Annotated in this window: 16 protein-coding genes, 2 pseudogenes and 1 CRISPR repeat array; of the genes and pseudogenes, 9 read left to right on the forward strand and 9 right to left on the reverse strand. The window is 41.4% G+C overall.

Features of this window, described 5'->3' with window-relative positions:
* Entirely contained in the window at positions 1-2,064 is a 2,064-nt protein-coding gene (locus tag ACXYSL_RS08795) for a heavy metal translocating P-type ATPase (protein ID WP_045618039.1), read from the forward strand.
* A 77-nt stretch (positions 2,065-2,141) separates the two neighbouring features.
* On the opposite strand, the gene tyrS is transcribed toward ACXYSL_RS08795, so the two are convergent.
* Positions 2,142-3,398 carry a tyrosine--tRNA ligase gene (tyrS, locus tag ACXYSL_RS08800; protein ID WP_458624513.1) on the reverse strand — a complete coding sequence of 419 codons (1,257 nt, stop codon included), beginning with the start codon at positions 3,396-3,398 and terminating at the stop codon, positions 2,142-2,144.
* Positions 3,399-3,538: 140 nt separating this feature from the next.
* On the opposite strand from tyrS, the gene pbp1b reads away from it, so the two are divergent.
* The 6 genes from pbp1b (at position 3,539) to ACXYSL_RS08830 (ending at position 10,230) form a co-directional block, all read left to right on the forward strand.
* A complete protein-coding gene (pbp1b, locus tag ACXYSL_RS08805) occupies positions 3,539-6,040 on the forward strand; it encodes a penicillin-binding protein PBP1B (RefSeq protein WP_458624514.1) in 2,502 nt (833 codons plus the stop codon).
* A gap of 80 nt (positions 6,041-6,120) precedes the next feature.
* Entirely contained in the window at positions 6,121-7,032 is a 912-nt protein-coding gene (locus ACXYSL_RS08810) for a DMT family transporter (RefSeq protein WP_458624515.1), read from the forward strand.
* 84 nt (positions 7,033-7,116) lie between these two features.
* A complete protein-coding gene (gene dapD / locus ACXYSL_RS08815; protein ID WP_295589610.1) occupies positions 7,117-7,815 on the forward strand; it encodes a 2,3,4,5-tetrahydropyridine-2,6-dicarboxylate N-acetyltransferase in 699 nt (232 codons plus the stop codon).
* 69 nt (positions 7,816-7,884) lie between these two features.
* Positions 7,885-9,015, forward strand: coding sequence for an N-acetyldiaminopimelate deacetylase (locus tag ACXYSL_RS08820; RefSeq protein WP_458624516.1), 1,131 nt, complete (start codon positions 7,885-7,887; stop codon positions 9,013-9,015).
* 11 nt (positions 9,016-9,026) lie between these two features.
* Positions 9,027-9,566, forward strand: coding sequence for a 5-formyltetrahydrofolate cyclo-ligase (locus ACXYSL_RS08825; RefSeq protein WP_458624517.1), 540 nt, complete (start codon positions 9,027-9,029; stop codon positions 9,564-9,566).
* Positions 9,550-10,230 carry a rhomboid family intramembrane serine protease gene (locus ACXYSL_RS08830; RefSeq protein WP_458624518.1) on the forward strand — a complete coding sequence of 227 codons (681 nt, stop codon included), beginning with the start codon at positions 9,550-9,552 and terminating at the stop codon, positions 10,228-10,230. The genes ACXYSL_RS08825 and ACXYSL_RS08830 overlap by 17 nt, the downstream gene beginning before the upstream one ends.
* A 41-nt stretch (positions 10,231-10,271) precedes the next feature.
* Positions 10,272-10,771: a CRISPR direct-repeat array (repeat unit 37 nt; unit sequence GTTTTGGAACCATTCGAAACAACACAGCTCTAAAACT).
* Positions 10,772-10,860: 89 nt separating this feature from the next.
* Here ACXYSL_RS08830 and csn2 read toward each other — a convergent pair.
* From csn2 to ACXYSL_RS08860, 6 genes are all read right to left on the reverse strand, one after another.
* Positions 10,861-11,523 carry a type II-A CRISPR-associated protein Csn2 gene (csn2, locus tag ACXYSL_RS08835; protein WP_458624519.1) on the reverse strand — a complete coding sequence of 221 codons (663 nt, stop codon included), beginning with the start codon at positions 11,521-11,523 and terminating at the stop codon, positions 10,861-10,863.
* Complete coding sequence (cas2, locus tag ACXYSL_RS08840; protein WP_002895389.1) at positions 11,513-11,857, reverse strand: CRISPR-associated endonuclease Cas2; 345 nt, start codon at positions 11,855-11,857, stop codon at positions 11,513-11,515. Before cas2 ends, csn2 begins: the two co-directional genes overlap by 11 nt.
* Positions 11,854-12,720, reverse strand: a complete 867-nt coding sequence (gene cas1, locus ACXYSL_RS08845; RefSeq protein WP_458624520.1) for a type II CRISPR-associated endonuclease Cas1 — start codon at positions 12,718-12,720, stop codon at positions 11,854-11,856. Before cas1 ends, cas2 begins: the two co-directional genes overlap by 4 nt.
* Positions 12,720-16,844 carry a type II CRISPR RNA-guided endonuclease Cas9 gene (gene cas9 / locus ACXYSL_RS08850; RefSeq protein ID WP_458624521.1) on the reverse strand — a complete coding sequence of 1,375 codons (4,125 nt, stop codon included), beginning with the start codon at positions 16,842-16,844 and terminating at the stop codon, positions 12,720-12,722. Before cas9 ends, cas1 begins: the two co-directional genes overlap by 1 nt.
* 523 nt (positions 16,845-17,367) lie before the next feature.
* Positions 17,368-18,267 (reverse strand): UTP--glucose-1-phosphate uridylyltransferase GalU, encoded by a 900-nt coding sequence (gene galU, locus ACXYSL_RS08855; RefSeq protein ID WP_458624522.1) that lies wholly within the window; start codon positions 18,265-18,267, stop codon positions 17,368-17,370.
* Positions 18,268-18,288: 21 nt separating this feature from the next.
* A complete protein-coding gene (locus ACXYSL_RS08860; RefSeq protein ID WP_049478400.1) occupies positions 18,289-19,305 on the reverse strand; it encodes an NAD(P)H-dependent glycerol-3-phosphate dehydrogenase in 1,017 nt (338 codons plus the stop codon).
* A gap of 206 nt (positions 19,306-19,511) precedes the next feature.
* Here ACXYSL_RS08860 and ACXYSL_RS08865 point away from each other — a divergent pair, with 206 nt between their 5' ends.
* Together ACXYSL_RS08865 and ACXYSL_RS08870 are read left to right on the forward strand one after the other, a co-directional pair.
* Positions 19,512-21,218: an ABC transporter ATP-binding protein gene (locus ACXYSL_RS08865; protein ID WP_458624523.1), complete on the forward strand. Its 1,707-nt coding sequence runs from the start codon at positions 19,512-19,514 to the stop codon at positions 21,216-21,218.
* A 1-nt stretch (position 21,219) separates the two neighbouring features.
* A complete protein-coding gene (locus ACXYSL_RS08870) occupies positions 21,220-22,986 on the forward strand; it encodes an ABC transporter ATP-binding protein (RefSeq protein ID WP_458624524.1) in 1,767 nt (588 codons plus the stop codon).
* 51 nt (positions 22,987-23,037) lie between these two features.
* On the opposite strand, the pseudogene ACXYSL_RS08875 reads toward ACXYSL_RS08870, so the two are convergent.
* Positions 23,038-23,436: pseudogene (locus tag ACXYSL_RS08875) on the reverse strand (IS30 family transposase); the annotation flags it as partial.
* Positions 23,421-23,633, reverse strand: a pseudogene (locus ACXYSL_RS08880) (DUF3114 domain-containing protein); the annotation flags it as partial. The pseudogenes ACXYSL_RS08875 and ACXYSL_RS08880, both read right to left, overlap by 16 nt.
* Positions 23,634-23,645 lie beyond the last annotated feature (12 nt).

Raw genomic sequence — 23,645 nt, forward strand, 5'->3', positions numbered from 1 at the left:
ATGTCTTTTAAAGTGCTATATAGAGGATATCAACATATCCGACTATCATCTTCTTTTTCACTTACCTTGGATATTCAAGACTATCTTCGTTCCTTGGCGAGAGATGAGAAGGGAATTGAGTCTATCCAGTTTTACATGGATCAACAGCACTTTACCCTACGTATAAAAGAAGGCTTCTCTGTATTAGACAATGCAGAAGCCTTTTTAAAAAGGATTGATAAAGGGAAAGTTTCTGAGTTGATGACTCTTCCTGTTCGTAGAGAAGAGAGTGCCTATTCTATCGTTTCAGGTGCAGCGATTAAGCGTGTGCTTTTTCGTAGTCTTGTGCCGTCTCCTATTCGCTATATATGGACTTGTTATCAGGCTTTTGGATATGTTAAAGAAGCCTATCAAACACTAGCGCGTAAGGAACTAACGATGGAAGTCTTGGACTGTTCGGCTATTTTATTGTCTTTGTTTATGAACCAATCCAAGACTGCCAGCAACATCATGTTTATGCTTGATTTGGGGAATCATTTAGATCAGTGGTCCTTGAAAAAAACTGCAACAGATTTAGAACAGAGTCTTCTTGCAAAAGAGAGCGATGTATTCTTAGTACAGGGCGATACGGTCGTTAGTATCAAGAGTTCCGATGTTCAAATAGGAGATGTCTTGGTCCTATCTCAAGGAAATGAAATTCTGTTTGATGGACAAGTAGTTTCAGGTTTAGGTATGGTCAACGAAAGTTCCTTGACGGGAGAGAGTTTTCCAGTTGAAAAAAGAGAGTCTGATTCGGTTTGTGCAAACACAGTCTTGGAAACTGGGGAGCTACGCATTCGTGTAACCGATAATCAGATGAACAGCCGTATTTTACAGCTGATTGAGTTGATGAAGAAATCTGAAGAAAACAAGAAAACTAAACAACGCTATTTCATCAAGATGGCGGACAAGGTCGTCAAATATAATTTCTTGGGGGCTGGTCTGACTTACTTATTAACAGGTTCTTTTTCTAAGGCTATTTCATTCCTATTGGTTGATTTCTCCTGCGCTTTGAAAATCTCTACTCCTGTAGCTTATTTGACAGCTATCAAAGAGGGGTTGAACCGTGAAATGGTGATTAAGGATGGGGATGTTCTAGAGAAATATCTGGAAGTTGATACTTTCTTGTTTGATAAGACAGGAACAATCACAACTAGCTATCCTATAGTTGAAAAGGTGTTACCTTTTGGGGACTATAGCGAGGAAGATATTCTCAGAATCAGTGCCTGTCTTGAGGAACACATTTATCATCCTATTGCTAATGCCATTGTCAAACAAGCCGAGATAGAGGGGATTGAACATGAGGAAATGCATGGGAAACTCCAATATATCGCAAGTAAGGGAATCAAATCCCATATAGATGGCCAACCAGTTGTTATTGGAAATTATGTCTTGATGCAGGATGAGCAGATTCATATTAGTTTGGAACAACATGCTTTGATTGAAGAGTACAAGAATCACTACAATCTCTTATTCTTAGCCTACCAGAATGAATTGATTGGAATGTTCTGCATTCATACTCCTTTGAGAAAAGAAGCAAAAGCAGCCTTGGAGAAACTTAAGGCACAAGGGAAAAAATTGATTCTGGCAACAGGGGACACCTTGGTTAGAACAGAGGAATTAGTCAAAGATTTGCCCTTTGATCAGGTCTATACAGACTTGAAACCTGATGGGAAATTTGAGTTAGTAGAGGAACTGCAGAAAGCAGGTCACACTATTTTGATGGTTGGAGATGGATTGAATGACTCAGCGGCTCTAACCCTATCAGATATCGGTGTGGTGATGAATGAAAGCGCAGATATTTCTAAGCAGATGAGTGATATCTTATTGTTAGATAATCGCTTGGATTTCTTCCAAGAGTTGGATTCGCTATCATCATCTTTGCAAATACTCATCAAGAAGAATATTCAAGATACCGTTGTCGTAAATAGTAGTTTGATTGGCTTTGGCTTGTTTAATTGGCTCAGTCCTTCAAATCTCTCTATCTTACATAATCTAACAACCTTGCGCATTGTCTTGCGTAGTCTGTCTATTAAAAATAGATAGATGAGAGTTATTAACAGCAAAAAGGAGTTACCTTTCTCGAGGTTAACTCCTTTGTTTATAGATAAATGTTGAACAGTTTAGTAAGTCAATACAAAGTATTTTTTCTTACCACGACGGATAACAGTGAGTTCGTTCTCTAACTTATCTGCGTCATTCAAGACATAGTCAAGGTCTTGGATACGATCACCGTTGACGTAGATAGCTCCATTTTGAACATCCTCGCGGGCTTGACGTTTTGAATTAACCACACCAGAAGATACGAGGAGTTCTACGATGTTGTGATTTTCGTCTGCCTGTACTTGGTAGTTTGGCACTCCACGAAGTCCTTGTTTGAGTTCTTTGACAGAAAGGTTTTTGATGTTTCCAGCAAAGAGTTGCTCAGTGATGTTGAGGGCTTCTTTGTAGGCTTCTTCTCCGTGGACAAGAGTCACGACTTCACGAGCCAGGATTTTTTGAGACAAGCGTTCATGTGGAGCCGCTTCAAACTGCTTGCGGATGTCTTCGATCTCATCGAGTGACAAGAAGGTAAAAATCTTCAAGAAGCGAACAGCATCAGCATCCATGACGTTCATCCAGAATTGGTACATTTCGTATGGAGAAGTCTTTTCAGGGTTGAGCCAGACTGCGTTCCCTTCTGATTTACCAAATTTCTTACCAGTCGCATCCGTGATAAGGGGAACTGTAATCACGTGGCCTGTCTTGTCAGCCTTACGACGAAGCAATTCGGTACCAGCTGTCATATTTCCCCACTGGTCAGAACCACCGATTTGCAGGGTAACATTGTGCTCTTGGTTAAGGACGTAGAAGTCATATCCTTGCATGATTTGGTAAGCGAACTCAGTGTAAGAAATTCCAGTTTCAATCCGTTTTTTCACAGACTCCTTGCTCATCATGTAGTTGACAGTGAAGTATTTTCCGACATCACGGAGGAAGTCGATGAAGCTGATGCTGCCAAACCAGTCGTAGTTATTGACCATGACAGCTTTGTTTTCACCATTTTCAAAGTCAAGAAAACGAGAAAGTTGTCCTTGGATAGACTTGACCCAGCCATCTACTGTGTCTTTTGTTTGGAGACTACGCTCAGCATCTTTGAAGGACGGATCTCCGATGAGACCTGTAGCACCGCCAACGAGCGCATAAGGTTTGTGACCTGCTAATTGCAAACGACGACTGGTCAAGATTGCGACAAGGTGGCCTAGGTGAAGGCTGTCAGCAGTTGGATCGTAGCCACTATAATAAGAAACTTGACCTTCTTCTAGGGCTTTGCGCAAAGCTTCTTCATCAGTCGTTTGAAAAATCAAACCACGCTCTTTTAGCTCATCAAAAATGTGCATGTGTCTTTTCTCCTTTATAAAATATTGTTTCTACCTATTGTATCACAAACTTGATTAATAGCCTAGTAGAATAGGGAAGAAAGTGGCTATTTTATTGAAAGTTTCCCTTTTATGGTATAATAGAGAAAGCGAGGACATTCATGAAAGAAAGAATTAATGAATTAAAAACAAAAATGCTGCATTTTTTCCAGCAGCTAATGCAACGAATTGCAAAATGGAAGAAAAGACTAGCAGAAAAACTGGCTAATAAGAAAACCGGTAAAAAGGGGACCTCTTCTGACAAAGTTGGAAGGGCAGGATCTAATTTTGCTAAGGTTTTGAGTGGGTTTAAAATAGTTTTTAATACTCTCTTTATCCTAGGTTTTATCGGTGGACTGTTTGGTGCTGGGGTGGCTATGGGTTATGGAGTCGCTCTATTTGACAAGGCCCAGGTACCTCAAGCAGAAGAGTTGGTCAAGCAAGTGAAGGATATTGCCTCTATCTCAGAAATCACTTATTCTGACGGCAGTACCATTGCCTTGATCGAGGGCGATTTGTTGCGCACTTCAGTCGCTTCAGATGCTATCTCAGACAACCTTAAGAAAGCTATTATTGCGACAGAAGACGAGAATTTCAACGAGCACAAGGGAGTCGTGCCTAAGGCCGTTATTCGTGCGACCCTGGGAACTTTTGTCGGTCTGGGGTCATCCAGTGGTGGTTCGACCTTGACTCAGCAGGTTATCAAGCAGCAAGTGGTGGGGGATGCTCCCACTCTAGCTCGTAAGGCCAAAGAAATCATTGATGCTCTAGCTTTAGAGCGGGCTATGGGTAAGGATGAGATTTTAACAACCTACCTTAATATTGCTCCTTTTGGTCGCAATCATAAAGGCCAAAATATTGCAGGTGCCCAACAGGCTGCAGAAGGAATCTTTGGGGTTAAGGCTTCGGATTTAACGGTCCCTCAAGCAGCCTTTATTGCAGGATTGCCACAGAGCCCAATCAGTTACTCCCCTTATGAATCTGACGGTAGTATGAAGAGTGAGGAGGATTTGGCTCTGGGGGTCAAACGGGCTAGAGATGTTCTCTATAACATGTACCGGACAGGGGCTCTAAGTCAGGAAGATTACGACAAGTACAAGGATTATGATTTTAAGAAAGACTTCTTACCATCTGGTAGTGTCAGTGGTACTTCGCGTGACTATCTCTACTTTGCAACCTTGGCAGAAGCTACTGATCGGATGTATGACTATCTGATTCAGAGAGATAATGTTTCTGTACAAGAGCAAAAGAATGAATCCATCCAGAAAGCTTATCGTGATTTAGCGACTAAGGAAATTGAAAATGGTGGGTATAAGATTACGACAACTATCAATAAAAATGTTCATGCTGCGATGCAAAATGCGGTGGCAACCTACGGCTATCTGCTAGATGATTCGACAGGACAGCCTGAGGTGGGGAATGTCCTCATGGACAACCAAACAGGAGCTATTCTTGGATTTGTCGGTGGTCGCAATTATCAAAAAAATCAGAATAACCACGCTATCGATACAAAACGTTCTCCTGCTTCGACTACTAAGCCGATATTGGCTTACAGTATTGCCATTGACCAAGGTCTGATGGGAAGTGCAAGTATCTTATCAAACTATCCGACCAACTTTTCAAACGGCAATCCCATCATGTATGTCAATAGTCCTGGTACGGGCATGATGACGTTAGGGGAGGCCCTCAACTATTCGTGGAATATCCCAGCCTACTGGACTTATCGTACACTTCGAGAGAAGGGGGTTGATGTCAAGGGTTATATGGAAAAAATGGGTTACGAAATCCCAGAATATGGTATTGAGAGTTTACCGATGGGCGGAGGAATTGACGTTACAGTTGCTCAGCATACTAACGGATATCAGACTCTGGCCAACAACGGAGTTTACCATAAGAAACACATGATCGCGAAGATCGAGTCAACAGATGGTCGAGTGGTTTATGAACATAAAGATAAACCTGTCCAAGTTTACTCAAAAGCCACAGCGACCATTATGCAAAGTTTGCTTCGCGATGTTATTTCATCTCGGATTACCTCAAGTTTCCAGACAGACTTGGCTACCATCAATCCAAGCCTCGCTAGCGCCGACTGGATTGGAAAAACTGGTACAACCAATGAAGATGAAAACATGTGGCTTATGCTTTCTACGCCTCGCTTGACCTTGGGTGGCTGGCTAGGTCACGATGACAACCGCCCGCTAGCCAAAGGGGCGGGCCACTACCGCAATGCCAACTATATGGCCCACTTGGTTAATGCTATTCAACAAGCAAAACCTGGAATTTGGGGGAATGAGCGCTTTAATCTTGACTCAAGCGTGACCAAGTCACAAGTTCTCAAGTCGACAGGGGAGAAGCCGGGCAAGGTTTCAATTAATGGCAAAGAAGTTAACGTTTCCGGTTCTACCGTAACAAGTTACTGGGCTACTAAAGAAGGGGCGCCAGTAACCGCCTACCGCTTCGCTATTGGAGGAAGCGATGCAGATTATCAGAATGCTTGGAAGAATATTCTAGGAAGCATTCCTGCAGTAACTCCTCCAAGCTCAAGTAGCGGTTCGGGAACAACAAGTTCGAGTGGAAATACTCAGAGTGGCTCTTCAGGACGTTCACGTCTATTTAATCGTTAAGATAGAGTAGCAGCAAGGTTATCTTAATTTTGACCTTGTTGCTACTTTTTTCTTTGTTGGTTTCGTGTTACAATAGGAGTATGAATCATTATCAGAAAAAGATTGTTAAGGGAACATTATATTCGCTACTCTCAGGCCTAATCTGGGGGATCTGTGGGATTTTAGGAGAGTATTTTTTCACTCATTATCCAGTGTCTTCTGGATGGATTACTTCTATGCGTTTACTGGTAGCGGGGAGTTTGGTTTTAGGCTTATCGGCCTTTCAGTTGCGCACTCGATTATTGGACATCTGGCGTGATAAGAAAAATTATCTACCTTTTTTAGCCTATGCTATTCTAGGTATTTTTTCTGTGCAGTTTTTCTTCTATCTCTGCGTTGAGTATTCCAATGCGACGACGGCGACCATTTTGCAATTTATCAGCCCAGTTTTTATCCTGTTTTACAATCGCATTGTCTACCAGAAAAAGGCTTCGATTACAGCGATTCTCTATGTTTTAATTGCCATGCTAGGTGTTTTTTTGATGGCCACAAAAGGGGACTTGTCCCAGTTATCCATGACGCCCTTGGCTCTAGTGACTGGTTTGCTCAGTGCGGTAGGGGTCATGTTTAATGTTATCCTTCCTCAACGCTTTGCACGGCGCTACGGTTTCGTTCCGACTGTTGGTTGGGGGATGATTCTGGCAGGGCTCTTTAGTAATTTCCTTTACCCTATTTATCGGATAAGTTTTCAAGTGGATCTGGTAAGTGTGCTGATCTGTCTGACGATTGCCGTGTTTGGTACTGCTTTTGCCTTTTTCCTGTCTATGAAGGCTGTCTCTCTCGTTTCCCCTCTCGTTGTCTCTGTAGTGAGCGCTAGCGAGCCTCTCTCTTCAGCTCTATTAAGTGTTCTTTTTCTGGGATTGGTCATGGATGTTTTTTTGGCCTTAGCTATGGTGTTGATTATCGTTCCGATGATTTTCTTATCTGTAGAAGAAGTAAAACAAGCCAAGTAAAGATGCTTATTTGATAGTTGAGGCTTCAAATTTGAAGCCTTTTTTGGTAGAATAGGTATCATTATAACGAACCAGGAGACGCCTATGACTGCTACAAAAATGAATGCTCAAGAGATTATCCAATTTATCGCCAATGCTGAAAAGAAAACCAGTGTCAAAGTAACCTTTGAGGGAGAACTCGCAACTGCTGTACCAAGCTCTGTTGTCAAACTAGGAAATGTTTTATTCGGAGACTGGAAGGATATCGCTCCGCTTCTTGAAGGTTTGGTAGAAAATCAAGACTATGTTGTCGAGCAAGATGCTCGTAACTCTGCAGTTCCTTTGCTAGATAAACGTGCTATCAACGCTCGTATCGAGCCAGGTGCGATTATCCGTGACCAAGTTGAAATTGGTGACAATGCTGTTATCATGATGGGAGCAGTTATCAATATCGGTGCTGAAATCGGTGCAGGAAGCATGATTGATATGGGGGCCATCCTTGGTGGCCGCGCTATCGTTGGAAAAAATAGCCACGTTGGTGCAGGGGCAGTTTTGGCAGGTGTGATTGAGCCAGCTAGTGCTGAACCAGTCCGCGTCGGAGACAATGTTCTTATCGGTGCCAATGCAGTGGTTATTGAAGGAGTACAAATCGGTAGTGGTTCAGTTGTTGCAGCAGGAGCTATTGTTACCCAAGATGTTCCAGAAAACGTTGTAGTAGCAGGTGTTCCAGCTCATATCATCAAAGAAATTGATGCCCAAACCCAACAAAAAACAGCGCTTGAGGATGCGCTTCGTACCTTGTAATTGTAAAAGTAAAAAAGAGGCGGAACCCTTTTTCCAGCCTCTTTCTTCTATCAAAAGGAGGATCGATAGATGTTAGATTTGATTCAGACTAGACGAGATTTACACCAGATTCCAGAGATTGGCTTGGAGGAGTTCGAGACTCAGGCTTATTTACTGGATGTGATTGAGAAATTGATTGCGGGCAAGGACTTTGTTCAAGTTCGTACGTGGCGAACAGGAATTTTGGTATATTTGCAGGGAAGTCAGCCGGAGCGGACCATTGGTTGGCGGACAGATATTGATGGCCTGCCTATCGTCGAACAAACAGGCCTGCCTTTTGCTTCTCAACACCAAGGTCGCATGCATGCTTGTGGCCATGATTTTCATATGACTATTGCCTTAGGCTGTCTTGAGCGCTCACTTGAGGAGCAACCCAAGAATAATCTGCTCTTCCTATTTCAGCCTGCTGAGGAGAATGAAGCCGGTGGTATGCTCATGTATGAGGATGGTGCTTTTGGGGACTGGCTACCAGACCAGTTCTATGGCCTTCATGTTCGTCCAGATTTGAAGGTCGGACAGATCGCGACCAATACTCATACACTCTTTGCAGGGACTTGTGAGGTGAAGATTCGTTTCAAAGGAAAAGGAGGACACGCAGCTTTTCCGCATGAGGCCAATGACGCCTTGGTGGCTGCTAGTTACTTTGTAACTCAAGTACAGTCAGTTGTCAGCCGCAATGTCAATCCAATCGAGGGAGCAGTGGTGACCTTTGGCCTTTTCCAAGCTGGAACAACCAACAATGTCATTACAGACACAGCATTTTTACACGGAACCATTCGCGCCTTGACTCAGGACATGAGCCTATTAGTACAAAAAAGAGTCAAGACAGTAGCAGAAGGTGTTGCAGCAGCCTTTGATATGGAAGTTGAAGTGGAACTCAAGCAAGGAGGCTACCTACCTGTTGAGAACAATCCAGCCTTGGCGCGTGAACTGATGACATTCTTTGAAGAAAAAGACGGGATTGAGTTGATTGATATCGAGCCTGCTATGACAGGTGAAGATTTTGGTTATCTCCTTTCGAAGGTTGATGGGGTTATGTTTTGGTTAGGTATCGATAGTCCCTACGCCCTTCACCATCCTCAGATGAGCCCCAAGGAAGAAGCCTTAGCCATTGGGGTAGATGCGGTCTCTAGTTTCCTGAAAAAGAAGGAAGCAGAGTAGAGGAATTGTCTATGAAAGCAGAACTACGCAAGAAAATTTTGCAAGAAATGAAGGCTCTATCTCAGGAACAAAAACAGGCTATGGATCGAGCTTTAACCGAGCGTTTCTTACGTCACCCCTTTTACCAAGAAGCTAAGACCATCGCAACCTATCTCTCCTTCCCTCATGAATTTCAAACGCAAGAATTGATTGAGCAGGCGCTGAAGGATGGCAAAAAAGTTCTGATACCCAAAACCTATCCCAAGGGGCGAATGGAGTTTGTGGTCTATCATCCGCAGCAGTTGGTAAAAACTTCCTTTGGCTTACTGGAACCGCAAGGAGACTTGGAAGTGGTGGCTACCTCCCGGATTGATTTGATTCATGTTCCGGGCTTGGCTTTTACGACAAAGGGCTATCGGATTGGATATGGTGGAGGCTACTACGACCGCTATCTGGAACATTTTGTTGGGCAGAGCCTGAGTACAATCTATCCTTGTCAGGTTCAGAAGTTTAACTTGGAAGACCATGATATTCCCGTCCAGGAGGTGCTAATCTATGAAGGAAATCTTTGATAAACGCTATCCTGTGACTAGTTTCTTCCTCCTAGTAACGGCATTGGTATTTCTTTTGATGTTGGTTCTTACAGGTTTAAATTTTGAACGAGCAGATACCTTGCTTCAGTTTGGAGCTATGTATGGACCAATCATTCGCCTGTTCCCTGAGCAGATTTGGCGCCTTTTTTCGGCTATATTTGTGCATATTGGATGGGAGCATTTCATTGTCAATATGATTTCGCTCTACTTTCTTGGACGACAAGTGGAGGAGATTTTCGGTTCTAAGAAATTTTTCTTTCTCTATCTCTTATCAGGAATGATGGGCAATCTCTTTGTTTTTGCTTTCACACCGAAAGTTGTAGCAGCAGGGGCCTCCACTTCTCTTTACGGACTATTTGCTGCGATCATCGTCTTGCGTTACGCAACTCGCAACCCCTATATTCAGCAGTTGGGGCAATCCTATCTGACACTTTTCGTGATAAATATCATCGGAAGTGTCCTGATTCCAGGAATCAGCCTAGCAGGGCATATTGGTGGCGCGGTAGGTGGGGCCTTTCTAGCAGTCATCTTTCCAGTCAAATGGGAGAGAAGGATGTATAGTACCAGCCAGCGAATCGGAGCAACTGTACTTTTTATCGCACTAGCCATTTTCCTTTGCTATAAGGGAATGAGCTATGTGTAGGGATGGAATAGTTAAAAAGCTACTCAAAAAATGAGTAGCTTTTTTTGGAACCATTCGAAACAACACAGCTCTAAAACTGAAATGGAGGTAGTTAAAATCAGTGAAATGTTTTGGAACCATTCGAAACAACACAGCTCTAAAACTCGGCTATGGCTTTTCTACCGAGCTTTAAAGTTTTGGAACCATTCGAAACAACACAGCTCTAAAACTTTAATAAAGCAGTATTTGCTGCTGCTACAGTTTTGGAACCATTCGAAACAACACAGCTCTAAAACTTTATAGTAATCCGTGGCGCCGGAGTTGGGGGTTTTGGAACCATTCGAAACAACACAGCTCTAAAACTAGGCAAGAAATTGCCTAAAAGGAACGTTGGTTTTGGAACCATTCGAAACAACACAGCTCTAAAACTAGGCAAGAAATTGCCTAAAAGGAACGTTGGTTTTGGAACCATTCGAAACAACACAGCTCTAAAACAGCACGTCTCTCTTGTAGAGATAAGGATTCGTTTTGGAACCATTCGAAACAACACAGCTCTAAAACCTCGTAGAAAAATTTTTCTCACGAAATTTCGTAATCGCACCATTCGTCCCAGCCAGACTTCAGCTCGTCAGGTTCCAATTGTTACTTTTATTATACCATATTTTCAGGGTTCAAGAAATAGTCCTGATCTAGCACATACTGCGGAAAATCATAGACTTTTCGAGGTTCGATAAATAAAACCCTTAGTTGATTGAGTTGGATATACTCTATCAAATTTACTAACTCATCCTTTGATAGATAGGCGGATGCATTGATGAAAACAAGGAGTTTCTTTTTAGAAAGATATTTAAAAATCTGGACAATTTCTAGCATTTTTTCAAAAGGTGTATCACTCAGGGTTTCGACTTTGACACCAAGTGCATCGATTAACTCTAGAATGGTAATTTCATCATACTCTAGGTCTAACTCGTTTTCCAAACACTCAAATGCCAGCAATTCTGTAATCGTAGCAACCAACTTTTCAATCATGGACTTGACTTCGGGCTTGTCATTGAGTTGATTTTCTAAATCAGCATGTATCAGCTTGAGCATGGCAGGTGAGTTGAGATTGTATCCTAAGACATCCGTTATCACTAATAACTCAGCCTCTTTCAGTGCTTTTAGATTTCTATCAAACAACTTCAACTCCCCATCATCAGTATATTGGTAGAACTGCTTGACAATGGTTGAAAAGGTAAACTGGTCTTCCAACACTAAAAAAGTTGCATTTTCAATAGTTAATGGTTCATCTAATAGCGGGAAATTAATCTTCATCTCGAGGCTCCTCTCCTAGAAAGACCAAGCGTGCGTCGGAGTTTGCTACGCTGGTATTTCGCTCGCCATTTAAGTAAATCATGCGAGAAAACTGCTTTTCTGTAACGGTTAAGAGAGTAATGTTTCCTTTCTTAGGGTTATGAGTCTTGAGTCGCTCAATCATGGCGTTATTAGCAGAGTTGTTGAGCAAGAGCTTGCTATAGATGGAGAATTGGTGCATGATAAATCCCTCATCTATGAGGAACTTCCGAAATTTCCGATAGGCCTTACGTTCCTCTGCGGTATCAACGGGCATATCAAACATTAAAATCATACGCATATATCGATAACTCATATCCTAAACTCAGGAACTCCTTTCTCGGGTTGATTGAGAGCTTGGATGACTTTCTTAGTATAGTCGCTGACGATATTGGACAGGTACATATCTTTACCATTGTAGTGGAAGGTATCTGAAAAAATAGTGAACAGTTCTCGTTTGATTTTGACAAAAGAACTGCTTCGATTTTCATAGACGATTCTGTCAATAATCGGACGAAAAGGCTCCATAATATCGCTGGCGAGGTTGAATTGATTAAACTGATTGGCATGTTTCAAGCCAAACTGGGTCATACAGCCAGACAAGACAATCTCACGCGCAAACATACTCAAAATCAAGGTGTAACCGTAGTCTAAGGCAGCATTGACATCATTATCTTGTTCACGGCTAAAATCATTTCCAAACAAGGTATTGAAATAAATCCGAGCAGCATGCCCTTCACGATTACTAGGATCAAACAAATCCAACCCATGATAGAGATCAATGACGGACTGAGATTTTTCTAGAAAACCACAACTCCCCAGATAAAAAGCTTGATTGAGAATTTTTTGTGCAATAATGGTGGTCCAAACTTGTGCTTTAGCTTCCTCGCTCCAAGTAATTTGGCGAGAGAGTTGTAAACTGGAATCGTGCCGACCGTAGTAAGGCATTAAATATGCTGTCGGCAAGCGTTTATCATCACAAAAGATGACCAAAATATTTTCATCCACCAAGCGTTTTATCAGCATAGTGGAGAGAACAATATCTGTCGTCTCCAAAAGTAGGATGTCCACCTCGGACAGGTGAATCAACTCTGTCCGAGAGGCATCTTTAAAAATCAAGTGATTGTTCTTGTAAGAGAGCTTAGAGTGTGTATTGACAACAACGGTTCTCCATCCCATTAGTCTTCTCCTAGTTTGCTCAAGTCAATCCGAGTCTCGTAGAGACCAGTGATGGATTGGTGGATGAGGGTGGCGTTGAGGATTTCGGATACAGTTGTGTATCGTTTTCGATCAACATCTTTGCCAAAAAATTTAAAGGCAGCAGGAGCTCCAAATGAAATCAGTTTTAAAAGCGAGATAAATGATTCGCTTAATTGATAAATATCTTTATCGGATTGGTCAAACGCTTGTTGTAATAACGATTCAACATTTGGTTTTTGGATATATTTTTTAGATAAAGAAATGATTGCTGTTAATAATTCTTTAAATTCACTTTGATGTGTTTCCACATACTGTTTATGAATTGGTTCACTAATTTTATTAATTCGCTGTGCGTGGTAAAGCAAAGCAGTGAAATGGTAAGGTACAATCAATTCGTTACCTTTTTGCAACTCAATAGAGCTTGCTAATAATCTTCGCTGTCCATTATTAAACTCAAAGAGACTATACTTAGGTAGTTTTATAATAAGATTAGGATTGATATTTTTATAACCACATTCTTCAAGATAGGCGATTGGATTTGCTTCAAATTTCTTTTTATCTTGAACGGTTATTCCAACCATCTCTTTAATTCTCTTTAATTTTTTAGCCTTTCCTTTTTCAATATCTGCTATAACAAGAACTGAATAAGCGATTGTAGGTCTTGCATAGCCACCATACTTTTCAGGTGACAAACCGGATTTGATAGGGGTTAGTTTGCTTGCGTCAACTACTTTTTTCTTGGACACAATATTGTTATCAAACAGACCACCATTTTGTCCAACGGTTTGTTCTTCTGTCTTCTTCACAATATTCACCTGCGGAAGTGATAAAATTTTTTTGATTGTTGCGAAATCTTTTTCCTTATTCCAAGCGATTTCTCCAGTATCCTTGGAGTATTCGATATTCTCTCTTTTTACGATAGTTCCGTCTGCGTAATGCACCTCTTCTTTAAAGAAGTTCAGCAAGTTTGAGTAGAAGAAATATTTTTCAGTTGCTTTTTCGACTTCTTTAGGATCTTTGAATCTGGAGATGTATCTCTTAAGATCGTATTTTTGATAGTCACCATAGACGAATTCAGGCTCTAGTTTAGGATATTTCTTAAGGATAGCCTTAGCAACCACTGCATTTAAATAGGCATCATGCGCGTGGTGGTAGTCATTGATTTCCCGTACCTTGTATAACCTAAATTCTTTACGGAAGTTGGAAACTAGATTGGATTTCAAAGTGATGATTTTGACGATGCGGTTCTGCTTATCCTTCTCAGTCACTTCTGTATTGAAGCGGGCATCTAAAATCTGAGCAACATGTTTTGTGATTTGACGTGTTTCAACTAACTGGCGCTTGATAAAACCAACTTTATCACGCTCATCTAGCCCACCTCGTTCAGCCTTGGTTAAATTATTAAATTTACGTTCTGAAATCAATTTGGAATCCAATAATTGTTGCCAAAAGGCTTTTCTTTTTTGAACGACTTCTAGGCTAGGAACATTATCGGATTTCCCACGATTATCCTTTGAACTAGTTAAGACACGGTTATCAAGAGAATCATCCTTGATAAAGGCCTGTGGGATGATGTGGTCAATGTCATAGTTGCTCAGTTGGTTGATATCAAGAGCTTCTCCAGTGTACATATCCTTCCCATTTTGGAGATAGTAAAGGAAGAGACGATCATTTTGAAGTTGAATATTATCTGTTGGATGTTCTTTTAATATATTTGAATCAAGCCCAGGTGCTAAATTTTTTAGTGCATCTTCAATGCGCTTATATCTTTGTTGAGAATTCTTTTTCCCTCTGCCAGTTGTCTGATTTTCTCGTGCCATCTCAATCACAATGGACTCAGGAGCATGTCCCATAACCTTGACAAGTTCATCAACAATCTTGATACTTTGTAAAATTCCCTTTTTAATGGCAGGGCTTCCTGGGAGTTCTCGGACAACTTGCTTCACATCGTCAATCTCACCAACCACTTGTGCTTTTTGGATAATTTCTTTGAAAGAAAGTCTGTCATCATTGATTAACTGCATAAAGTTACGATTAATCTCACCATCATCAATCAGGTAGTCAAGAATCGTATTGCCAGTTTGTTTATCACTGATACCGTTAATTAACTTAGCAGAGAGTTTTCCCCAACCAGTATAATGTCGACGAGTCAGTGCTTTGATGACTTTTTCATCAAAGAGAGAGTCATACTGAGCAAGGCGTTGCTTAATCATATCACGATCTTCAAAGATAGTTAGCGTGTGGACGATATTTTCAAGAATCTCTTCATTATTAGGGTCATCCATAAACTCTTTATCCTTAATAATCTTAAGTAAATCATGATAAGTAGAAAGACTAGCGTTAAATTGTTTTTCAATTCCTTTTAGTTCGATTCCATCGTAGCCATCAACAGTGTGTAGATAATGAATGATATCTTTTTCAGTTACTTTTCTTTTCTCTTTGAATAATTGATTGACAATTTGCTTCTTCTGACCACTATCAAGGAATTGATAGTCTCTCAATCCTTCTGCAATAAATTTTACTTTTGTTAATTCATTATAGACAGCAAATGTTTCATACAAGAGACTGTGTTTAGGCAAAACTTTTTCTTCTGGCAGATACAAGTCGTAGTTAGTCATCTTATTGATGAAGTCTTCCGCAGAGCTTGCTTTATCAACAATTTCTTCAAAGTTCCAAGGTCGGATTGCTTGGTCAGAATTTCGAGTAAGCCAAGCAAAATCACAATTGCCACGAGCCAATGGTCCAACGTAATAAGGAATACGGAAGGTTAAGATTTTCTCTATCTTTTCTTTATTTTCCTTCAGAAATGGATAATGTTCTCCTTGCCGACGGAGAATGGCATTCATTTCTTGAAGATGAATTTGATGAGGAATAGAACCATTATCAAAGGTGCGTTGTTTTCTCAAAAAATCTTCACGTTCGATTTTATCAAGGAAATAATCTGTTCCTTCGAATTTAGAGAGAAGATTTTTGATATATTTGTAAAATGTTTCTTGAGTGGTCTTGCCATCGATATATCCAGCATACCCATCTTTAGATTGGTCAGAAAAAACTTCATCATATTTTTCTGGAAGATTGGCTTTGATGAATTGTTTTAAAGCTGCCAAGTCTTTTTGGTGATTTTCATAGCGCTCAATCATAGATGCTGATAATGGAGCCTTGGTTGAAGGATCTGTGACAGTCAAAATGCCTGATAGAAGAATAGCATCATAGAGTTTTTTAGCAACTAGGAAAAGGTCTGCAAAGTCATCTCCAATTTGTCCGAGCACGTTTTCCAGATCCTCATCATAGGTATCTTTAGAGAATTGTAGTGGAGCTTTTTCTTCTAGTTCAAAATGTTTCTTGAAGTCAGCTTGATTTCCAACAATTAGCTTGAGAAATTCTGAAAAGAGACCAGTGGACTTTTCGTCAGGAAAGAGTTTTAGAACGCGTTCTCTCTTTGCAGATTTGCTAATTTTATCAGTAAAAATTGCTTCTATTTGTGCATTTTGTCCACTAAGTGAACTTTCTTCAAATGTATTGTCGTAAATACTTATAAATTCATTAAAGATTTTTTGGATATCATTGTTTTTAATATCAAAAGATTCTTCATACAAAAAATGCCCACGGTATTTAATCATATGAGCTAATGTTAGGTAAATCAAGCGCAAGTCAGCCTTTTCTTTCGAATCCGCTAGTTGTTTTCTCAAATGATAGATAGTTGGAAATTGCTTATGGTATTCTTTTTCTTCTGCCAAGGTAGCAAAAATAGGGTATTTACTCCCTCTTTTATCCTCAGGAATTAAAAAGGAGTCATCCAATCGATGAAAGAAACCACTATCCAACTTGCTCATTTCTTCAAAAAAGATTTCTTGGAGATAGCGAAGACGATTTTTCCGACGGGTATAGCGACGACGTGCAGTTCGTTTGAGGCGTCTATCCTCAGCGGTTGTCCCTTCATCAAATAATAAAGCTCCGATGAGGTTTTTCTTGATAAAGTGTTTATCGGTATTGCCCAAAACTTTCATCTTTTTAGATGGCACTTTATAGTCATCTGTAATAATGGCCCATCCGACGCTGTTAGTTCCGATATCGAGTCCAATAGAGTAAGGTTTATTGCTCATTTAGTCTTCTCCTTTGAGTTATACTCTTTAAGTTCTAATTAGTAATAGCTAATATATTAACCTTAGCTAAATTATATATCTTTTAGCTATTAAAATCAAGAAATTGTAAAACGTTTTCATTGTGTAAATTTTTAAATCGTTATAAAATGGAATGTTATTCTATTTCATATAGATTTCTTCTTGCAATTTTTAAAAGAATGGTATACAATACAAGTGTTGGAACTATTCGAAACAACACAGCAAGTTAAAATAAGGCTTTGTCCGTACACAACTTGAAAAAGTGCGCATCGATTCGGTGCTTTTTATTTTATTATACTAATTCATTGTGCTCTTATTTTTGTTAAAAAAACAAATAATATCATAGCGCTTTCATGAAGTTTGATACCAATTCGATGGAGCTTATAAGTAGGTTAACTGAGAAATGCAGATTTCTTTTTAGATTATAGATGTTCTGAAGAATAGCAATACAAAAAAGAACTGGGATAATTAACTATCCTAGCTCTTTTTTATATGGAATTTTCTTCTATTCTCCCTCAGCTAACTCTTTTCCGAGCTGGATGAGGTAGTCTTTCAAGTCGTCTTTGACTTGTGGGTGTTTGAGAGCGTAGTCGATGGATGTTTTCATAAAGCCAAACTTGTCTCCGACATCGTAACGAGCCCCTTTGAACTCACGAGCAAATACACGTTGTGTTTTATTGAGGGTATCGATTGCATCTGTCAGCTGAATTTCATTTCCTGCACCTGGAGCTTGGTTTTCGAGGATTTGGAAAATTTCAGGAGTGAGGAGGTAGCGTCCGATGATAGCAAGGTCGCTAGGAGCATCCTCTGGCGCAGGTTTTTCAACGAAGGTTTCAACGCTGTAAAGACCATCTTTCCCTTCTCCTTGCGGAGCAATAACCCCATAGGCAGATACTTCGTAGTGAGGGACAGGCATAACAGCGATAGTAGACGCGTGAGTACGCTCGTAGTCATCCATGAGTTGTTTGGTAAGTGGAACAGCCTTTTCGTCTGTGATATCCATCAAATCATCACCAAGCATAACGACAAAAGGTTCATTTCCGACGAAAGCCTTGGCTTGTAAAACAGCATCGCCGAGACCACGTGGATGTGTTTGACGGATAAAATGCAGGCGCATGCCGGTTGTCTCATCAACCAGCTTCAGAAGATCTGTTTTCCCTTTTTCTTTAAGGTTATATTCCAATTCAAAGTTTGAATCAAAATGGTCCTCGATAGAACGTTTTGACTTACCAGTAACAACCAAGATATCTTCGATGCCAGATTTGAAGGCTTCTTCAACGATAAACTGGATAGTGGGCTTGTCTACGATTGGCAACATTTCCTTGGCCAAGGCCTTAGTTGCTGGGAGGAAACGAGTTCCCAATCCAGCGGCAGGGATGACTGCTTTTCTGACTTTTTGTTTCATGATGTTCCTTTCTATAAGGGTCTACGACCATTCGTTTTCTGCTTTAAATTCATTGCTCATGATGTCAGTGATTGCTTCTTTGATATTGACACCTTCGTAGATGACTCGGTAAATAGCCTGTGTGATTGGCATGTAGACACCCAATTCCTGAGCCAGTTCGTAAGCTGCTCGAGTTGTTGAGATGCCTTCGATGACCATACCCATGTTTGCTTCGATGTCTGCAAGGGATTCTCCACGACCGAGAGCATCACCGGCCCTCCAGTTACGAGAGTGGACAGATGTTCCCGTTACGATCAAATCCCCAACTCCAGAAAGCCCGCTATAAGTCAGAGGGTTAGCTCCCAGAGCGACCCCTAGACGGGTGATTTCTGCTAATCCTCGAGCGATGATAGCCGCCTTGGCATTGTCGCCAAATCCTAGGCCATGTAATGCACCCGCACCAACTGCAATGATGTTTTTGAGAGCGCCAGCGGTTTCAACTCCGATAACATCCGTATTAGTATAGAGACGGAAGTAGTGATTACTAAAGAGATTTTGGACGTACTGGGCCGTTTCAAGGTCTTTAGAGGCTGCAGTGATCAAGGTAATATCCCGTACAATAGTTTCCTCAGCGTGGCTAGGTCCTGAAACAACAACGACTTCACTACGAAGGTCAGCTGGAATTTCCTCTTCAAGAATAGTTGATAGACGTTTGTGGCTATCTGGTTCCAATCCTTTGGAGGCATGCATGATAACAACTTTGTGATCGAGCACCTTTGCTACTTGTTGGGCAACCAGTCTCGTTACTTTTGTTGGGACCACAAATAAAATAGCATCCACATCCTTGAGTGTTTCTTCCAAGTCATGATAAGCTTTGATCTTTTCGTCGAGTAGGATATCTTTGAAATAGCGTTTGTTTGTATGTTGATTATTGATTTCATCAATTTGGTCAGAAATATTTCCCCAAATTCGAACTTCGTGTCCATTGTCGTTTAGGACCTGCGAAAGGGCGGTCCCCCAAGAACCAGGACCCAAGACAGCGATGGTTTGTTTCTTCATCTTTTCCTCCTTGTAAGAGTTCTTCCTTTCATTTTACCATAAAAAGCCTTTTCATGCATCACCTGTATATGAAAGCGCACTAATTTATAATAAGGAGACTTCTTTGACAAGATTCCTCTTTTTTGCTAGAATAGCATCAATATGAACGAATGAGAAGGAGCTGACGCAGGATGTCGCTCCCTTTATCTATTTTATTAGGAGGAAATATGCTCATTAAAAAAATAAAAACCTATAAATGGCAAGCCTTGGCATCCTTAATGATGACAGGCTTGATGGTTGCGAGTTCGCTCTTGCAACCGCGCTATTTGCAAGAGGTGTTAGAGGCTTTGTTGGCCGGGCAAAATGAGGCTATTTATAGTATTGGCGCTTGGCTGATAGGAGTAGCCCTAGTCGGTCTGGTTGCAGGCGGGGTCAATGTGACGCTTGCAGCCTACATTGCTCAAGGAGTGTCTTCGGATCTTCGGGAAGACGCCTTTCGCCAGATTCAGACCTTTTCTTATGCCAATATCGAGCAGTTTAATGCGGGTAATCTTGTCGTCCGTATGACCAATGATATCAACCAAATTCAGAATGTGGTGATGATGGCTTTTCAAATCCTCTTCCGTCTCCCTCTTCTCTTTATCGGTTCCTTTATCTTGGCGGTTCATACTCTTCCATCACTTTGGTGGGTGATTGTCCTCATGGTGCTCCTAATCTTTGCACTAACAGCCATCATGATGGGGATGATGGGGCCACGATTTGCTAAGTTTCAAACTCTTCTTGAACGGATCAATGCTATCGCCAAAGAAAATCTACGTGGTGTGCGCGTGGTCAAATCCTTTGTACAGGAAAAAGCACAATTTGACAAATTTACTGAGGTTTCAGATGAACTTCTCGGGCAAAATCTTTATATCGGTTATGCCTTCTCAGTTATAGAACCTGTTATGATGCTAGCCGGCTATGGAGCGGTCTTCCTCTCTATCTGGCTGGTGGCAGGCATGGCTCAGTCAGATCCATCTGTAGTGGGTTCGATTGCTTCCTTCATCAATTATCTCAGCCAGATTATCTTTACTATCATCATGGTTGGTTTTTTGGGAAATTCTGTCAGCCGTGCCATGATTTCCTTGCGTCGTATCCGTGAGATTCTAGATACCGAGCCAGCGATGACCTTTAAAGATCTCCCAGATGAGGAGTTAGAAGGAAGTCTCTCTTTTGAAAATGTAACCTTCACCTATCCTAATGACGATGAGCCTATGCTGAAGAATGTAACCTTTGATATTGCGCCTGGTCAGATGGTCGGTGTGGTTGGGGCGACTGGAGCAGGGAAATCCACCCTAGCTCAGTTAATTCCACGGCTTTTTGATCCACAGGAGGGATCTATCAAGATTGATGGCAAGGATATTCGAGACGTCAGCGAGGGAACCTTGCGTAAAACAGTTTCCATCGTCTTGCAACGTGCTATTCTTTTTAGTGGGACCATTGCTGATAACCTTCGCCAAGGAAAAGGCAATGCCAGCGTGTCCGAATTGGAACGTGCAGCACGAATCGCCCAAGCCAGCGAATTTATCGGTCGCATGGAAAACAAATTTGAGAGTCCGGTCGAGGAACGTGGCACCAACTTTTCTGGTGGGCAAAAACAACGGATGTCGATTGCCCGTGGGATTGTCAGCAATCCCCGTATCCTGATTTTTGACGATTCGACTTCGGCCTTGGATGCCAAGTCAGAAAGACTCGTGCAGGAAGCTTTGAATAAAGACCTGAAAGGGACAACAACGATTATCATCGCTCAAAAGATCAGTTCAGTCGTCCATGCAGACAAGATTTTGGTCTTGGACCAAGGACGTTTGATTGGAGAAGGAAAACATGCAGACTTGGTAGCTAGCAATGCCGTCTACCGTGAAATCTACGAAACACAAAAGGGAAAGGAGGAATAAAATGAAAACCGTTCGATTTTTCTGGAATTATTTTAAAGTTTACAAGTTCTCCTTTGTCATTGTGGTTCTGATGGTTGCAGTTGCGACGATTGCCCAAGCCCTCTTTCCCGTTTTTTCAGGCCAAGCAGTCACGGAGCTTGCTAACCTAGTTCTAGCTTATCAAAATGGGACTTCCGAACTAGCCTGGCAAAGTTTGTCAGCTCTGATGCTGAATCTAGCTCTGGTTGTCCTTGCCTTAGTAGTGTCTAGCTTGATTTACATGACCTTGATGACCCGTGTGATTGCCGAGTCGACAAATGAAATGCGTAAGGGCCTTTTTGGCAAACTTTCTCGTTTGACGGTTTCTTTCTTTGACCGCCATCAGGATGGGGATATCCTTTCTCGCTTCACTAGTGACTTGGATAACATCCTTCAAGCATTCAATGAAAGTTTAGTTCAGGTTATGAGCAATATTGCTCTTTACATCGGTTTGATTTTTGTCATGTTTTCAAGAAATGTGACGCTAGCCCTGATAACAGTAGCCAGCACCCCAGTGGCCTTTCTCATGTTGGTCTTCATCGTGAAAATGGCCCGCAAGTACACCAATCTCCAGCAAAAAGAGGTTGGGAAACTCAATGCCTACATGGACGAAAGCATTTCTGGGCAGAAAGCTGTTATCGTACAAGGGATTCAAGACGACATCGTAGCAGGCTTTGTGGAGCGAAATGAGCGCGTGCGCAAGGCAACCTTTAAAGGGAGAATGTTCTCAGGCATCCTCTTTCCTGTTATGAATGGGATGAGCTTGGTCAATACGGCCATCGTCATTTTTGCAGGTTCAGCTGTCTTGCTGAACGATTCAAGTATCGAAACAACAACAGCCCTAGGTTTGATTGTCATGTTTACCCAATTTTCTCAGCAGTACTACCAGCCCATTATCCAGGTGGCTGCGAGTTGGGGGAGCCTCCAGTTGGCCTTTACTGGGGCGGATCGTATCCAAGAAATGTTTGATGCAGAAGAAGAGATTCGCCCGCAAAGTGCACCTGCCTTTACGGAATTGCGAGAAGGTGTTGAAATCAGTCATATTGATTTCTCTTATGTGCCAGACAAGCCGATTTTAAAAGATGTTAGCATTTCAGCTCCTAAGGGGCAGATGATAGCAGTTGTCGGTCCAACTGGCTCAGGGAAGACGACCATCATGAACCTCATCAATCGTTTCTACGATGTGGATGCAGGTAGCATTTCCTTTGATGGCAAAGACATTCGTGACTACGACTTGGACAGTCTGCGAAGCAAGGTCGGTATTGTCTTGCAGGATTCGGTCTTGTTTAGCGGAACAATCCGAGACAATATCCGCTTTGGTGTGCCAGATGCCAGTCAGGAAATGGTCGAAGCAGCTGCTAAGGCAACTCATATTCATGACTATATCGAAAGCTTGCCTGATAAGTATGATACCCTTATTGATGATGAGCAAAATATCTTCTCAACTGGTCAGAAACAATTGATTTCCATCGCTCGGACCTTGATGACAGATCCTCAAGTCCTAATCTTAGACGAAGCGACTTCCAATGTCGATACCGTAACAGAAAGCAAGATTCAACATGCCATGGAGGCAGTTGTAGCAGGTCGAACCAGTTTTGTCATTGCCCATCGTCTCAAGACCATCCTCAATGCCGATCAGATTATTGTCCTCAAAGATGGAGAGGTTATTGAACGTGGAAATCATCACGAGTTGCTCAAACTTGGCGGTTTCTACTCAGAACTCTATCACAATCAATTTGTATTTGAATAAGAAAAAAGTTGTCCTCTTGGGCAGCTTTTTCTTGCCCCCTAAATTGTCAAATTAAGTTAGACTTTTCAAGTAACTCAGAAAAACTTGGTAGGGTGATTGATAATTCAATGATTTTCTAGGAATTCTATTTCTTTTATCAGCTATAGCTGATAAATAATTTTGAGAAATATTCGTAAAATCCATTTGTTTCGGTAATCCATTTCGTCTTAATAAGCCATTAGAATGCTCATTGAGACCTCGTTGACCGGGACATCCTGGATCCGCAAAGAAAATATCAATGTCATGTGCATTGGAAATAGATTTCCAATTAGAAAATTCTTTCCCACAATCAAACGTTATCGACTTAAAGAGATGGCTGGGAACTTGAGACAACCATTGATTGATGGAGGCCTCAATATCACTTGCTTTCCGTCCATTGGTTTTCAGTGTGATGATGGCTTTTGAGTAGCGTAAGCATCTTGCCATAAGAGATTAAAAGCCTGAGAGCCTATGCAAAAATCAGATAGCTGTAAATCTCTTTTAGCAAGGTTCTTTAGATCCTTTCTAGTCCAGCCCGCACTTTCCCATAAAAGCAGTTGCTTAGCTTGTTCATAACGTTTGTGCAAACCTGCTTGGGAAAATGGATAACTTCCTAAAATGTGCCACATAGACTCTCTCCT

The organism is Streptococcus sp. V913 (genome assembly GCF_054353455.1).

Bases quoted from the DNA above. Each gene is read 5' to 3' on its own strand.
- ACXYSL_RS08795 (WP_045618039.1), top strand. From the start codon at position 1: ATGTCTTTTAAAGTGCTATATAGAGGATATCAACATATCCGACTATCA.
- tyrS (WP_458624513.1), bottom strand. From the start codon at position 3,398: ATGCACATTTTTGATGAGCTAAAAGAGCGTGGTTTGATTTTTCAAACG.
- pbp1b (WP_458624514.1), top strand. From the start codon at position 3,539: ATGAAAGAAAGAATTAATGAATTAAAAACAAAAATGCTGCATTTTTTC.
- ACXYSL_RS08810 (WP_458624515.1), top strand. From the start codon at position 6,121: ATGAATCATTATCAGAAAAAGATTGTTAAGGGAACATTATATTCGCTA.
- dapD (WP_295589610.1), top strand. From the start codon at position 7,117: ATGACTGCTACAAAAATGAATGCTCAAGAGATTATCCAATTTATCGCC.
- ACXYSL_RS08820 (WP_458624516.1), top strand. From the start codon at position 7,885: ATGTTAGATTTGATTCAGACTAGACGAGATTTACACCAGATTCCAGAG.
- ACXYSL_RS08825 (WP_458624517.1), top strand. From the start codon at position 9,027: ATGAAAGCAGAACTACGCAAGAAAATTTTGCAAGAAATGAAGGCTCTA.
- ACXYSL_RS08830 (WP_458624518.1), top strand. From the start codon at position 9,550: ATGAAGGAAATCTTTGATAAACGCTATCCTGTGACTAGTTTCTTCCTC.
- csn2 (WP_458624519.1), bottom strand. From the start codon at position 11,523: ATGAAGATTAATTTCCCGCTATTAGATGAACCATTAACTATTGAAAAT.
- cas2 (WP_002895389.1), bottom strand. From the start codon at position 11,857: ATGAGTTATCGATATATGCGTATGATTTTAATGTTTGATATGCCCGTT.
- cas1 (WP_458624520.1), bottom strand. From the start codon at position 12,720: ATGGGATGGAGAACCGTTGTTGTCAATACACACTCTAAGCTCTCTTAC.
- cas9 (WP_458624521.1), bottom strand. From the start codon at position 16,844: ATGAGCAATAAACCTTACTCTATTGGACTCGATATCGGAACTAACAGC.
- galU (WP_458624522.1), bottom strand. From the start codon at position 18,267: ATGAAACAAAAAGTCAGAAAAGCAGTCATCCCTGCCGCTGGATTGGGA.
- ACXYSL_RS08860 (WP_049478400.1), bottom strand. From the start codon at position 19,305: ATGAAGAAACAAACCATCGCTGTCTTGGGTCCTGGTTCTTGGGGGACC.
- ACXYSL_RS08865 (WP_458624523.1), top strand. From the start codon at position 19,512: ATGCTCATTAAAAAAATAAAAACCTATAAATGGCAAGCCTTGGCATCC.
- ACXYSL_RS08870 (WP_458624524.1), top strand. From the start codon at position 21,220: ATGAAAACCGTTCGATTTTTCTGGAATTATTTTAAAGTTTACAAGTTC.